Raw genomic sequence first — 14,824 nt, 5'->3', positions numbered from 1 at the left:
AAAGGAAAACTCATACTTGTGTATAAAGTAAATGGGATATGAATTCGGATAACAATTACTTAATTTCAATCTAATCCTAAAATCTTAATTTTGCAACTGGTCATACCTATTTTATTGCTAGGTATTGACTAGAGAGACGATATAAATAAAATAGCCCAGCTTTTTGATTCAGCTACTGTTAAGCCAAATCGATCCCCACGCTTTTTTAGAGTAACTTATGCCAAACGTGTCTACTTGCATCACATATGATGCATCGACGTCACTTGTGATGATGACGTTAAGAGGGACTGCTAGTGCACAGGACGTGATTAATTTTTACCAAATTGCCCAACAATACTCGGTTTTATATGGGTCAGAGAAAATACTCGTTGACGTATCTGAGTTAACGCACAATTTCGCACCTGCTGATTTATTCACCATCATGCCAGAAGTGGCAAACTCTTTGAAAGAAGCTGTTGTTGCAATTGTCGTAAGTTTTGATGGTTTTATGCACGATTTATTTATGCAAAAAGCAAAGCGTTATAACTTACAAGCTGAAAATTTCGAGTGTTTTAACAAAGCAAAAAATTGGCTAGTTCGTCAGTAATTGATGATTTAGTCATCGCTATTTTGATGTGTATATCTGGGCTTACAAATGTGGCTTATTTTTAGCTTTTATTGTGCGATTTACCTTGATGTTTAACGCCAAAACCTAGCAATTCACTACGTAACCTTTTAAACTGTTTAGCCAATTAATAATTATAATTTGTTATGACAGCAACTAGGATTGATGCAAGCGAATACGCTCTAAAATCAGAGCCGTTTAGCTTTGATGAACAACAAAAAAACACGCTATTTGCCCAGCTTAAAAAGCAACGTGGCATCTTATCTCAAACAGATATTTCTTCTCTTTGTCAGCAGTTTCAAGTGAGTCAACTTGAGTTACTAAAAGCCTGTGTACCCGTCGCAAGTTTGTTTTCTGTGGCTCCAATTTCAAAATTTTATGTGGGCGCGATTGCAGAAGGGTTAAACAAGCAAGGCGAAACAAATTTCTATTTTGGTGCGAATGTTGAGTTTTCTCATCAAGCATTGAGTTTGGTCGTTCATGCTGAGCAATCAGCGATTAATAATGCATGGCTCAATGGCGCGCAAGCAGTGCAAAAAATTGCTATTAGCGATGCTCCATGTGGTTACTGCCGCCAATTTATGAATGAATTGAGCACTGCAGATTCATTGAAAATTTTATTACCAGAGCGTGATTTTAATTTGCACGAGTTACTCCCTTATTCATTTGGACCAAAAGATTTAGGTAATGAAGCGTGTTTATTCTCGCATAAGCAAAGTGATAAACAATTTACTGATCTTACGATTGATGACCCTAAACTTGTTGCATTGGCACTCAATGCATACGTGCCATACACAGGTAATTTTAGTGCGGTGAAATTAACGACTTTTGATAAAGGTGACTTTTACGGTAGTTATGCCGAAAATGCAGCCTATAGTCCAAGCCTTTCGCCATTACAAAGTGCATTGAGTCAGTTTTACCTTGCTGGCTTAACCTTTGATGATAAAACAGTTAAGTCAATTACCTTGTTAGAAACGCAAGGGGCAGAAAATCAGTATGAGGTGGCTAAAAGTGTGCTGGCAAGCTTTGCAAACCCACCAGCATTTGAACACTATGTTGCTAAACTAAGTAACGTTTAATTAAGTAATAGTTTTGCAGCTTCAATGACGACGGCGACTGATTTTTTCTCAATCTCGCCGTGGTCAACATTCGGAATTTCTTGTTTAGTACGGTTTACAAGAACACCTGCAACACATGCTGCGCGTAAGCCAAGGGCTGCACACATAGTAAATAGTGTTGCTGATTCCATTTCGTAGTTCATCACGCCTAGTTTTTGCCATTCTTCGCAGCTACCTTGGAATGAACGCGGAACATAGCCTGAATAGGTATCGTAACGCTCTTGACCTGGGTAGAAGGTGTCACTTGATGCAGTAATACCAATATGGAAGTTAATGCCTAATTTATCACACGCATTTACCATCGCTTGAGTGGCAAAGAAATCAGACACTGCAGGGAAGCTCAGAGGAGCGAAGTGCTGGCTTGCACCATCTAAACGTACAGAAGCTTGGCTAATTAAAATGTCGCCTTCGTTAATGTGTGGCTGAATAGCACCGGTCGTGCCGATGCGCAAAAAGGTATCAATACCTAGCTGTGCAAGCTCTTCAACAGCAATTGATGTTGATGGACCGCCAATACCAGTTGAACAAACTACAACGCTGTGGCCGTTTAGCTCACCTCGGTATACATGAAATTCACGGGTCTTCGCTAAGCATTCTGGGTTATCGAGAAGAGTTGAAATGCGTGCTGAGCGGTCAGGGTCGCCTGGGACAATCGCAAGGGTTGCGCCGTTTAAGTCCTGACGAGTAAGCCCTAAGTGAAATACCTTTTCCATTATTAAACCTTATTTTTGTCTAAAGCGTAATACTTTAATCATATGTGTTTAAAGTACAGGACAGATGTCCTATTCGATCACCAATGTTGCAAGAATTGCACAGATAACCTAAACCTAAAGATGTCACGATAAAAGAGGATATATTATGCCTGCTTCATCTTCTATGAGTAAACATCATGAGTTTGCACGTTGTTTAGAAAGCTCACACATTTCAATGAGTGCGCCTTTTCATTGGTTAGCACTTGCATTTAAAGATATCGCGAATGCGCCCATACTCAGTTTAGTCTACGGATTAATTTTTACGCTGATACCTGCAACGATAATGTATTTTGTTTATCAGTTTGATACACACTTAGTTATTTTGCCTGCGGTGGTTGGTTTTGCGCTCATTGGCCCTGCCTTTGCTGCCGGTCTTTATGATGTTGCTTGGGAGCTTGAAAAAGGCCACAAACCTACCTTAATGCACAGCCTTAAATCGATGTTCAGAAACCCCGCAGGAGAGTGGGGCTTTGCCGTGTTACTAATGGTGATTATGATCGTCTGGATGCGCTTAGCAGCGCTTATTCATGCATTGTACCCGAACGTTGTTAACCCGAGCTTTGAGCAATTATCTGCGTTTTTAACACTCGGTAGTATTGTCGGTGGTATCTTACTGGTCACTGTATTTGCTATCTCAGCGTTTACCCCGCAAATTATGATGGAGCGCCGTGTTGATATTATGACTGCGGTAATATCGTCTATTAATGCCGTTAAAACAAATGCGGGTGCCATGATTGTTTGGGCTGGCTTGATCTTGTGTTTAGTGTTTGTCGGCTTTATTACGGGCACTGCCGGATTTATCGTAATCATGCCGTTACTTAGTTATGCCAGTTGGCATGCCTATATTGCGGTGATCAAAACTAAGAAGCCAAGAGGCTACGAATAATGAGTATTCACTCTGTCTGAATATAAATCTAATGCGGCAATCGCCTAGGTTGCCGTAAAATTTGACTTTCTTTTCGCGCATGTTATACCTGCCAAAATACAGCGCTCTTATTTAACTAGAGCAGTTTAAATTCATCTGCATTAAAATTATAACTCTTTAATATCAGTATGTTATTTGTTTTGTTTGTTAGGTGTTTATTGGGACTAAACAAACTAAACAAACTAAACAGACTACAATCCTGATTGCGTAACTTTTTTAATTACGCATGAATATGCAGACAATGATCAGCGGAGTAGAGATGAGTAACACACAAAAAGCATTCCACGAAAAACTAAGTCAGTGTCTTTGTCCTCCAGGCGATGGCGTATTTACTGTAAATACAGCAAAAGAGCGTAAAGATGCATTACGTAATAAATTATATGGCCAAACAGAGAATGTTGATGTGCTATGGAAAGAGTCACTTGAAACACTGGCTGACTCTGAGCACAAAGCGGTGATTTTAGGTATTAGCTCTGACTGTGGTGGTGGTATTTTACGTGGTGCTAACTGGGGCCCACTATTCTTACGCTCTACTTTAATTGATCAGCAGCCACAAGCGCGTGCCTTTGATTTAGGCGATGTACGTGTGATCCCACATTTACTGCATGATAAATACCTTAACGATGCGACTATTACAAACTGTCAAAAAGCACTCTATGCTGATGAAAAAAGCGAATACCATGTATCTCCTTTGTCTATCACTGAAGATGTCTGTGACGGCTTTTATGCCAACTACCCAGAGAAGGGTATTTTTGGTATCGGTGGTGACCACTCAATTAGTTACCCGCTGACTAAAGCTTACCTAAAAGCAAAGCGTGATGCAGGTAAACGTACAGCAATTATTCACTTTGATGCTCATACAGACTTATTAGTTGAACGTTTAGGTATCGATTTATGTTTTGGTTCTTGGTGTACACATATTCTTGAGTACTTACCAGCTCCACGTAACTTAATTCAATTTGGTATCCGCTCAAGTGGTAAGCCTAAACAACACTGGGAAGACACGTTTGGTGTTAAACAACATTGGGCACACGAAATTATAGAGCGTGGCGCTAAAGCTGTTGCCGAAGAAGTTATTACGCAGCTAAAAGCAGATAATGTTGATGAGCTTTATGTAAGTTTTGATATTGATGCACTTGATGAAAGCTTTGCTTCAGCGACAGGAACACCAGAAGCGGGTGGTTTAACACCAGAGCATGCATTAGACATTCTAGTTGCATTGGCTGATGAGTTCCCAATTACTGGTGCTGACATGATGGAAATTGCACCATTCACAGATAGCTCATTAATCGGTCAGACAAGTTCTGAAACAACGCTAAGAGAAGGCGCTAAAATCTCAGCGTTTTTAATTAATGCAATGAATAAGTAATTGACTCTAGGGCGGAAACATCCTGTTTTCGCTCATTCTTTTTTACTAAATAATATTTCAATATCTGCAACTTCGAGCTATATTATTATAAAAAATAATTATAATTTATTTGGTATCGCTCATTATGCGCACAATTCTAACCGTGTTATTGCTGCTTTTTCTGCAACCTTGTTTTGCAGCAATTACTGTGGTCACCGAAAACTTCCCTAATTTTCAATACCTAGATGAAAACGGTGTATTAACCGGCTCTGTGGTTGATAAAGTAAAATCAGGTTTAGCTAAAAGTGGCGTGGAATATGAGATTTCAGTAAACACTTGGTCAATTTCGTACAACGCAGCATTGCGTGATAGCAATACCTGTATCTTTTCTATGGCGAGGCTTCCTGCGCGCGAGGATAAATTTTCTTGGGTAGCGCAAATTGGTGGTTTTTCGGCGTCATTCTATTCATTTAAATCTGATCAAGTAAAAATAGCTAACTTAGATGAAGCAAAAAAATACCGAATTGCAGTTTTGAAAAATAACTATTCACACATCTATTTAAAAGAAAATGGCTTTGATGAGCGTAATCAGCTGATCTTACTTGATAGCTTTGACAACATTTACGATGTACTTAAAAGCAGACGCTCAAGCATTGATTTAGTCATCCTCAGTGATGAACAGTTTAAACATGAACGTGATGGCGATAATACGCTTGAAGATTTAAAGCCTATATTAAAACTGCCCGTTGGGACACCACAGTTATACTTTGCGTGTAATAAAAACATCAATCCCGCTATCCTTGAAAAGTTAATCAAAGGCTTTGCTGATAACGATTAAAAATAGCACTTGTTGAATGTTATAAAGCGGCTATAATCAGCTGCTTTTTGTCCATTCTCGCCAAACTCTAGCCAGCCTAAACGAGCAAAAAGTTGTTTGCATTCAACACTCTGAATGCGGTTAATTTTTAGGAGCTACAATGAGTGACTTACTCATTATTATGATTTTAATTTTGATTAGTGCGTTGTTTGCTATGAGTGAAATAGCCATAGCGGCATCACGTAAGATCAAATTACGAGTGATGGTGGACGAGGGCAATAAAAAAGCCCAAGCGGTGCTGACTTTGCAAGAACAGCCAGGGGCTTTTTTTGCCATGATTCAAATTGCCCTCAATGCAATTGCCATTTTGGGTGGTATTGTTGGTGAGCAGGCATTATCGCCTTATATTGAACAGATCCTAGGGATGATTTATCAAGGCCCGTTACTGAGTCAAATCAGTTTTCTAATTTCGTTTTTTAGTATTACTTCGTTATTTATCTTATTTGCTGACTTATTGCCAAAACGGTTAGCGATGATAATGCCAGAAGCTGTTGCAGTTAACGTGGTGTCTATTATGCGTTGGGTGACCTTTGCGTTAACTCCTTTTGTGGTATTTTTTAATGGCATTACCAATTTGGTACTTAGAGCATTTAAAGTACCCGCAGAGCGAGAAGACATTGTTACGACAGAAGACATTGTCGCGATGATGGATGCAGGGGCAGAATACGGCAGCTTACAGCAACAAGAATATGAATTAATTGGTAATGTGTTCGACTTAGAAGCGCGTTTCTTATCAAGTGTGATGACGCCTCGTGATCAAATTGTGTTTTTTGACGTAAAAGCGGATGCACAAGAAGTGGCGACTAAGATTATTGAGCACCCTCATAACCACTTTTTAGTATGTGATGGTAGCTTAGATAAATTAATTGGCTCTGTTGAATCAAAAGATATCCTTCGCAAGGTGCTAAAAGGGCAAACCGCTGAAATAGATAACGAATTGATCAGCCGCGACATTTTTTATCTACCAGAAACATTAAGCCTTTCTGAAGCGTTAAACACCTTTAAAAAAGCGGCAGAGCCTTTTGCCGTAGTGGTTAATGAATATGCGCTCATGGTGGGCATTGTGACTGTTAAAGATTTAATGAAAGGATTTATGGGTGATTTAATTACCCATCAGGGTGAAGAATTAATCATTAAACGTGACAATTCATCGTGGTTAGTTGACGGTTTAACCCCTGTTGTTGAGCTTGCCAAGGTACTCGAAATTGAAGAGTTCCCAGATCAATCTCATTATGAAACAGTCGCCGGGTTTTTAATTTACACCATGAAACGCCTGCCTAAACGTGCAGAGTTTATTAATTATGGTGGCTATAAGTTTGAAGTGGTCGATGTTGAAGGGGTGAAAGTCGAGCAACTACTCGTTACTCGTATTTCTGAACCTGTTTAGGTTAGTGTTTAAGGCCGCATATTGCGGCCTTATTCAAATGCCCCTTTAACAATTGCTTTGCCTTTACTCACCATATGAATACCATTTGACCAGCATTCTGTTGGCGCAAGCGTTGTTTTATCAAGTAACACAAGATCGGCTTCTGCATTGTGCTTAATAACACCTTTATTAATACCCAGTACCTGTGCAGGGTTTGATGTAATCGCCATTAAAGCGTGTTCAATCGAAACGTTAAACTTTTGCACCGCTTCTACAAATGAGCCATGCAATGTAGACTCTTTTCCGACTTCAAGGCCAAGCAGATTAAAGCTTTTGTCAAAAATAGGAAGGCTTGCATGGCCATCAGAGCTCATGGTGAGCTTTGTAGGGTCAACTTTATTTTCAAGGCAATAGGCAAGTGCGTGTGCGGCAGAGTATTCGCCATGAGCAAGATCATACTCAGTTGTACTTGTTGAAAAATCGATAGTGCCACCGGCTTTTGCAAAATTGTATGCCTGCATTTAGCAAATCAATATTACGATTCATGTGAGTTGGATAAAATTGTGTCAGCGAAATATCGGTTAGCTTATCAACTTCGTGTAGTAACGATAAATGCGTTTCAACAGGGCCAACATGGATGCTGACAGTGCCTTTTTTACCACTTAACATGCCAGCCACTTTTGCCTCTGCAGCCAGCTCCGCCAGCTGTTGTACTGTGGGTTGACTACTGCGATGATCAGATATGGCCACTTCACCCACACCAATAAACTCATCTATATACATTAAGTCGCTGGTGATAGAATCTGTGAGTGTTTTAGCAGGTAAATGATAGGAACCTGTATGGCAATAAACATTGAGCCCATGCTCTTTCAATGCCTTTGCTTTAGCAATAAGATTACTATGAGTTCGGCTACTTGAGTCAGTGCCAAGGGCTGCAATAACCGTTGTTGTGCCATATTGTGTTGCATCAGTAAGGTTCATTTCGGGTGTTCTGCTGGCAAATCCTGCTTCGCCACCTCCGCCAGTTATATGAACGAGTGAATCCACAAACCCCGGGGCCAAAATACAATGAGTGCCATCGACCGTAGTAATCCCCTGATAAGTATCGATGGTGATTTCAGGCTGTATATCAACTATTTTTGTGCCAGCAATAAGAACATCTTGAATGCCTAAAGGTGAGGGGGCGAAAACGTCTGCGCCTTTTATAAGTGTTAACATAATAAATTCTTTTACTGATAGTTAATAAAGTGTGCGAGAAAAATAAAGCAGCTAGCAAGGCCAAATAAAGCTAAAGTAAAACGCCAAATAAAACCAGCCCACTCACTCCAATCAAGTTTAACAATACCTAAACAGCCAATGAGGCTTGCTGAGGTAGGAATAAAAATATTCGTCAATCCATCTCCCAATTGAAACGCTAAAACCACAATTTGTCGTGAGATATTTAATAAATCACCGAGTGGTGACATGAGCGGCATCGTTATCGCTGCTTGACCAGAGCCTGACGAAACAAAGAAATTAAAAATACTTTGAAATAATAGCATGCCCCATGCAGCGATATAATCGGGCACAACAGAGATACTGCTTGCGCTATAGTATAGCAAGGTATTCAGGGTAGAAGGTGACGTTAAGTCGCTACCGCCAAGAATCAAAATAACCCCTTTAGCAAGTGCCACTAAAAGCGCTGCAGGTAAAAGCTCTTGCGCACCTTCTTTAAATGCGTTTGCGCTCTCATTTGCCGTTTGTTTTTTGAATAGGCCGGCGATTACAGCACTAGCAATACCTAGGCAAAAGAATTGCGCTGCTAATTCAGGAATATAATACTGCCTCGCCATTACGCCCCAAATAACCCAAACAATGCCTGCAATAAAAGTTAGTAAGATTAGTTTATCTGCAGTATCTAAACTAATAGAGCTGTCTTGGTGTTGGTTAGTTTGTTGTTTTGTGGCTCTGATTGAATTGGCATATTTAATAGTAAATAGAAGGCCAAATGAGGTAAAAACAAGCCAAGCAACCATTCTGAAGCCAGCGCCAGAAAAGACAGGTATCTCTGCAATGGATTGGGCAATAGCGATGCTAAAGGGGTTCATCCACGACGTTGCAAAACCGATTTGTGTGGCAACATAGGTTGTTAACACGGTAACTTTTGCATCATAGCCAAGCTGTTTCATAATCGGAAATAACACGATACAAAAGGCAATCGCTTCTTCTCCCATGCCGAAAACAGCGCCACCTAATGAGAACAGTATGAACAGCAGCGGGATAAATACCCATTCAATATGCTGTGTTTTATTAATCAATGCCATGATGCCATTATTAACAGCACCTGTTTTTAAGATAATACCAAATGCACCGCCAGTAATTAAAATAAACGCCATCACGCCAATTGCAGCGCCATACTTATCACCTGATACTAAACCTTCAAATAAAACGTTAGCGAGGCCTATGTCTCCACCTTCTGCAAAAAGCGCTGGCGGGGTATGGTCAGAAACTGTTTGATATTGAGATAACTCAACACTATGACTGTCTTTTTCGGCATTAAAGACACCAGGGGTGATAAATAAACTGGCAAAATAGGCGATAACGGCGACGCACAACAAAATGATGCTGGCATCAGGCATCGCAAACTGTTTGTTTTTCATAAAATCACTTAAGTTAATTCGGGTTTTTAGATAAGCAAGGTATTGTATCCCTTGCTAATAAAGAAAAACACTGAGTGTAGTAAGATTGAGTCGTATTGTTTAATGAATTGCATATTGTGGGCGGTATTTAACCGCCCACAATAGGTTTAAAAACGATAACTCAAACTTAATGTATAGCGACTACCGTAGGCATTATGGTTAATAGAATCAAATCCTCGACTTGAACCATACAGTTTAGGGGGTTCTTTATCGAAGATATTATCGATACGAGCACGGATTGATAATGCATCATTGATAAAATATCCGGCTGATAAATCCCACACCAGCCAATCATCAACGTCACGTTTTAACTCATCATTAAGCTCACCAAGCTCTTCTAACTCGTCTATTTCACGGCCTCGGAGCCCTTCAATATCATCCTCATAGCTACTGGTATAATTGGCGCCAAGGTTTAAATAATAACTATCGGCAGCCCAATCGATAGAGAATCTGCCTATATTTTCAGGGTAAAGATAAGTGCCGATTAGCTTTTCGATTGCATCTGAACCGGGTTTATTTCTCTCAAACTCTAAATAATGTGTACCATCGAAAGCGAGTGTTAAACTACCTTTTGCAAAAAGAAAACGATGATCGAACTTAAAGTCGATACCCGCTAAGGTTTGCGTGCCGGTATTTTCAAGAGGAATAACATGATCTCTAAATAGTGGTAGGAATAGCTCATCTTCTCGCGGGTTAAACTCACTAATATAGTTTGTTAGGATCTCAGAGAGATTAGCACCATCACTTTCGATATTAAGCCCTGCATTATCGGTTATTTCACACAGCTGCTCCTCGTACGAAATACCTTGTTGGCCTTGTGGTACTAAACCACAGTGACGCAGAGAAGCATCCGTGATTGCTCTATCTAGCACTGCTGTCATATTGGTATCGATGACTTGTTCATGATCAAAATGCCAATAATCGACAGTTAGATTGGTATTTACAGATGGACTCCATGCAAAGCCAATACTGAGCGCTTCAGACTCCTCGGCTTTAAGTGCTTGATTACCAAGTTCTAGGCTGTTAACACTGACTTCTGTACCATCGCCCATACAGTATAAATCTGCAACAGCCTGATTAGCGCCACAATCAAAGCTTGATTGTGTGGTAAGTAATTTTACGCCTGCTTGAGTTAATGAAGGTGCTCTAAACGATGTTGACCAAGAGCTTCTAATGATCAGAGAATCTGATGGGCGATAACTTAAACCTACTTTAGGATTGAATGTTCCACCAAAATCATCGTAATGATCGTAACGACCAGCAACTTGCAGTTCTAGCTGCTCAGTAACTGACATATTCAACTCTACAAATGCAGCGTACTGCGTACGGTCTGCTTCTGATAGACTCGAGCCAAATCCAAAAACATCGACTAAATAACCATTTTCAGCACGCGCTTGTGAATCTAAAGAAGGAATATCTTTTAATTCTTCTCGGCGAGCTTCTATACCAAATGCAGCATAAATGGGTAACTCATTGAACGTAAATAAATCGCCATTAAAGTTTAAATCCCAACCGTATACTGTACTTTCACCACTTCTACTTGGGTTTGCTTTTGCAAGCTCAAGCACGGCATCGTTATTTGCGTCCCCTTGCAAAAATGGGTTGTAGAATGGCATTAGCTGACCTTGGGCACAATTGAGCTCTGTTCCATCGTATGTAGCTAATGATCCGTCAGAGCATAATTCGCCAGTGATTGCAGCATGAAATTGGTAGCGGTTGTAAATTCCATCAATCGCTTCTTGCTCTGACTTAGAGCGAGAAAATGTTACTCCTGACTCCCAGCTCCAATCACCAATGTAACCGGCTAGGCTACTGACTAAGCGAAAGTTTTTAGTTTCAACTTCAACAGTACGCGGTGAATTAAAACGTGCATCAAATGCAAAACCATAAACATCTCGACCTGCTTGAGTGGTAAATGGATCAATATAAAGTTGGTCCATTAGGTCGTTACTGCCATCAGCGTTATCATAAATGAATAGCGCATCTTCTAGGATATACGGACCATCATCGTCATTTATTTGATTGATTGGTGCAGGTGATGAATAGGCTTTTGATTTAGTTTGGCTATAGAAGAAATCGGTATGCCAATCTAAATCACCTAAGGTGCTGTTAAACATAAAGCCAGTTGAAAGGCTTTCAAATGGGGTTTCTAGGTAATCATCTTGGTTAGCATAGTAAGCACAAATTTGCTCACCATACTCAGTCGTGACAAGCTCTGTTTTACAGTTTGGCGCTGGTAGTTCATTGCCATCTCGGCTGCTGAAATAATAAATGTTTGGTGAGTTCTCAAGTTTCGGTAAATATGAGTAACCATTCACTAGATTAGGTGTTGCGGTATAACTTCTGTCAGTCGCTTTAAAGGCATTGCGGTCGTAAATATCAGCAAATACCGTTAAGTTACTTTCACCGATATTGGTCCCGTAGACTAAGTTAAGTTGTTTCTTACCTTCGTCATGACTGTCAAAGCTATTGGTGTAAGAAGTGTTTACTTCAGCTCCTTGATAGTCATCTTTGAGAATATAGTTAATAACACCAGCGACAGCATCAGCCCCATAAATTGCTGATGCGCCAGTGGCTAAAATATCAATGCGCTCGATTGCAGCAAGTGGTATTGAGTTTACATCAACAAAGTTTTCAGTGCCTGCTGCGAATGAGCTAGGTGCTACACGTCGGCCATTTATGAGTGTTAATGTAGCAGAAGGCCCCATACCTCTTAGGCTAGCCGCTGATTGACCCGCTGGTGTTGAGGTTGATGTACCACCACTTTCAGATGTTGAAAAGGTACCTGAACCGCCTTTGAAAACGGATAAATCTTTTAATAACTCATGAATGGTGTTCGCTCCTGAGCGCTTGATTGCATCTTGGTCAAGCACGGTAAGCGGAATGGTTCCTTCTAAATCAACCCCTTTAATTCGTGATCCTGTTACTTCTACTCGTTCAATTTTTTCTGATTGTTGGTCGTTTTGAGCATACACAGATTGTACTGGGCACAGCACAGCGCTGATTGCTACAGCAATTGTTAACTGACGAAACATATTGATTTACCTTTGTCTTAAAAACACACGGCAAAACCGTGACGTTTTGAATAATTGTTATAAGTTTTAGACAGGGCAGTGGGTTATAGACACAACTAGCCCCTCACAGGAAGTGAGGTGTGGCTACTCGTCAAACCACTCCGAAAGGTAGTGTGGAGAGTAGAAATATGTGCAAAGCGATAATGCGTTTTTCAACATAATTCCAATCTGTAAGGTCTTTTGACAAAGCTAGCGATACAGTGCTAGCTTACTCGCGTTTTTAAATGTTCCTTTTTTTATAGCAAGCAACAAAAAGCTGCGCAAGCAATTTTCTAATATTTTTTTACAAGAGTGTAACAATATGAACATCCTTAAGGAGCAAAAGACTAAATATCAAACTTCAGCTTTTTCTTTGGTATTTGGTTTGTTTTTCGCGTCATTTGGCAGCAAAGTCTATGCAAATGAACAACAGCAAACGTTGGTCTTAGTCGGTGGTGCCTTGACCACTTGCTCAAGTATGAGCCCTAAAAATTGCCTTTCGAATAAACAGATCAGTGGTAAAAAAACTAATCAATATCGATTAAATAATGATGCCTTAAGTGAAATTAAGACAAACTGGCCAACCAATAATAAAGAAAATCGTCAGCAAACGCTCAAGGTATTAGCACAGATTGCACGTGAAAAGTCAGGTGTGATCACTAAAAGTGATATTTTATGGGCATGGCGTGATTTAGATAACAAGTTACTAAACGAACTCACTGATTCAGAATACAACTTTGTCATAGACTCACTTGAAGTTGCTGTATTAAATACAGATTCGACCCGTCAAAAAGAGCAGGTTAGTACAAGCGATAATAACGAAAGTGCAGCCAATGATATTTTAGACTTCGTGGCTGCTTCATTAAAAACAACCACCGAATCACCAACAATTTTAGCGGTTACTGCTTCAAGCAGAGACCCATATGAATCAGCTGACTTTTATGAAGGGCTATTAAACTTTAAGGGTGTAGAATCAAGCTGGTTACCTCTAACCCCCGCCTTAGCAAAAGCGATTAGCAGTAAGCAATGTGAGAGTTTAGATTCTTTACGCACTGACTCTATGGGCGTTTTTAATCGTGAGACAATTTACCCTGATCGAATTAAGGCCGAAAAAGCGCTTTGTGATAAAGGGGTAGATCATTTAGTTAAACTGATTGAAAACGCGACTGGCATTATGTTTAACGGTGGCGATCAGAGTTTAACCAGAAAAATACTATTTGATGATAACGGTAAGCAATACCCTTGGACTCATGCAATTTTACAAAGGCCATTACTTGTAGGCACTAGCGCAGGCACTGCGGTGCAAAGTGGTGGTAAAAATGCCTATGGTTCAGTACCAATGATCACAAACGGCAAAAGTTTAGCTGCAATGAGAGAAGGTGCGTTTGCGGTATCACCGCCAAGTGAACGCTGTGATAATGAATGTGGTGATAAGCTTTCAGCAGATTCACTCACTTATGAAAAAAATGGTGGACTAGGCAGTTTTACGTACGGTGTTCTTGATACACACTTTAGTGAGCGTAACAGAACAATGCGTTTGGCTAGATTACTGGCAGATACAAAGCAAAAGCATGGTTTTGGCATTGATGAAACCACAGCCCTTGTATCAATACGAGCAGGTAAAACCTCATTAATGACGGTGATTGGTAAAAGCGGTGTCGTGCATGTTCAATCAGACGCTAAAAACAGTGGAGCAATTAGTTATTGGCCTGCAGGTGCAGTTATTGATGTAACAAAGGATGGCTTTAATCTCGCTAAACGAACTGTTGATAATGCACTCCCTAATATTAACATTCCGCCACTGCCTATGCAGCGTTTTGGCACTATTTTTTCAGATGCTAAATTACGTTCGCTTGTACAAGCTATGTGTTTAACCCAAGAGCAACAGGCAGTAGCCCAGCACGATGAGTTTTTATTGGATTTAAATGCCACTGACAATACTCATTATTACCGTGTAAATACGAGTAGTACAGGCTGTGCAGTAGAAAACCTAGCATTTAAAGTTAAGACCTTTTAGCAGTTAAGGTACTGAAAAAGTAGTGGATTATTTGTTCATTATTAGTTAGCGTAAAACTAATAATGAACAAACCATGGAATGGAGTT

At 40.1% G+C, this 14,824-nt stretch carries 10 protein-coding genes and 1 pseudogene; 7 read left to right on the top strand and 4 right to left on the bottom strand.

Annotated features, from left to right (window positions below):
* Nucleotides 1-217: 217 nt before the first annotated feature.
* Together P4S60_RS18110 and cdd are read left to right on the top strand one after the other, a co-directional pair.
* Nucleotides 218-586 carry a hypothetical protein gene (locus P4S60_RS18110; protein WP_337116944.1) on the top strand — a complete coding sequence of 123 codons (369 nt, stop codon included), beginning with the start codon at nt 218-220 and terminating at the stop codon, nt 584-586.
* A 164-nt stretch (nt 587-750) separates the two neighbouring features.
* Nucleotides 751-1,683 (top strand): cytidine deaminase, encoded by a 933-nt coding sequence (gene cdd / locus P4S60_RS18105; RefSeq protein ID WP_337116943.1) that lies wholly within the window; start codon nt 751-753, stop codon nt 1,681-1,683.
* On the opposite strand, the gene udp is transcribed toward cdd, so the two are convergent.
* Nucleotides 1,680-2,435, bottom strand: coding sequence for a uridine phosphorylase (gene udp / locus P4S60_RS18100; RefSeq protein ID WP_337116942.1), 756 nt, complete (start codon nt 2,433-2,435; stop codon nt 1,680-1,682). The genes cdd and udp overlap by 4 nt on opposite strands.
* A gap of 145 nt (nt 2,436-2,580) precedes the next feature.
* Here udp and P4S60_RS18095 point away from each other — a divergent pair, with 145 nt between their 5' ends.
* The 4 genes from P4S60_RS18095 to P4S60_RS18080 all read left to right on the top strand — a co-directional run bounded on the left by P4S60_RS18095 (nt 2,581) and on the right by P4S60_RS18080 (nt 7,011).
* Nucleotides 2,581-3,360, top strand: a complete 780-nt coding sequence (locus P4S60_RS18095) for a DUF2189 domain-containing protein (protein WP_337116941.1) — start codon at nt 2,581-2,583, stop codon at nt 3,358-3,360.
* 298 nt (nt 3,361-3,658) lie between these two features.
* The gene (locus P4S60_RS18090) at nt 3,659-4,768 is read left to right on the top strand and encodes an arginase family protein (RefSeq protein WP_337116940.1); all 1,110 of its coding nucleotides are present in this window, start codon (nt 3,659-3,661) and stop codon (nt 4,766-4,768) included.
* 124 nt (nt 4,769-4,892) lie between these two features.
* Entirely contained in the window at nt 4,893-5,585 is a 693-nt protein-coding gene (locus P4S60_RS18085; RefSeq protein ID WP_337116939.1) for a substrate-binding periplasmic protein, read from the top strand.
* A 139-nt stretch (nt 5,586-5,724) separates the two neighbouring features.
* A complete protein-coding gene (locus tag P4S60_RS18080; RefSeq protein WP_337116938.1) occupies nt 5,725-7,011 on the top strand; it encodes a hemolysin family protein in 1,287 nt (428 codons plus the stop codon).
* Nucleotides 7,012-7,040: 29 nt separating this feature from the next.
* On the opposite strand, the pseudogene iadA reads toward P4S60_RS18080, so the two are convergent.
* From iadA to P4S60_RS18065, 3 genes and pseudogenes are all read right to left on the bottom strand, one after another.
* Nucleotides 7,041-8,208 (bottom strand): annotated as a pseudogene (iadA, locus tag P4S60_RS18075) (beta-aspartyl-peptidase).
* 11 nt (nt 8,209-8,219) lie between these two features.
* On the bottom strand, nt 8,220-9,629 hold the full coding sequence (gene yfcC, locus P4S60_RS18070) for a putative basic amino acid antiporter YfcC (protein WP_337116937.1): 1,410 nt from the start codon (nt 9,627-9,629) through the stop codon (nt 8,220-8,222).
* Nucleotides 9,630-9,775: 146 nt separating this feature from the next.
* Nucleotides 9,776-12,703 carry a TonB-dependent receptor domain-containing protein gene (locus tag P4S60_RS18065; RefSeq protein WP_337116936.1) on the bottom strand — a complete coding sequence of 976 codons (2,928 nt, stop codon included), beginning with the start codon at nt 12,701-12,703 and terminating at the stop codon, nt 9,776-9,778.
* A 340-nt stretch (nt 12,704-13,043) separates the two neighbouring features.
* Between P4S60_RS18065 and P4S60_RS18060 the strand changes: the two genes are divergently transcribed.
* Nucleotides 13,044-14,738: a cyanophycinase gene (locus P4S60_RS18060; RefSeq protein WP_337116934.1), complete on the top strand. Its 1,695-nt coding sequence runs from the start codon at nt 13,044-13,046 to the stop codon at nt 14,736-14,738.
* The last annotated feature ends 86 nt before the right edge of the window (nt 14,739-14,824 follow it).

This window comes from Pseudoalteromonas sp. Hal040 (genome assembly GCF_037162425.1).
Classification (GTDB): Bacteria; Pseudomonadota; Gammaproteobacteria; order Enterobacterales; family Alteromonadaceae; genus Pseudoalteromonas; species Pseudoalteromonas gelatinilytica.
The sequence above is the reverse complement of the archived record's forward strand: the minus strand, read 5'-3'. Positions and strand labels throughout refer to the sequence as shown.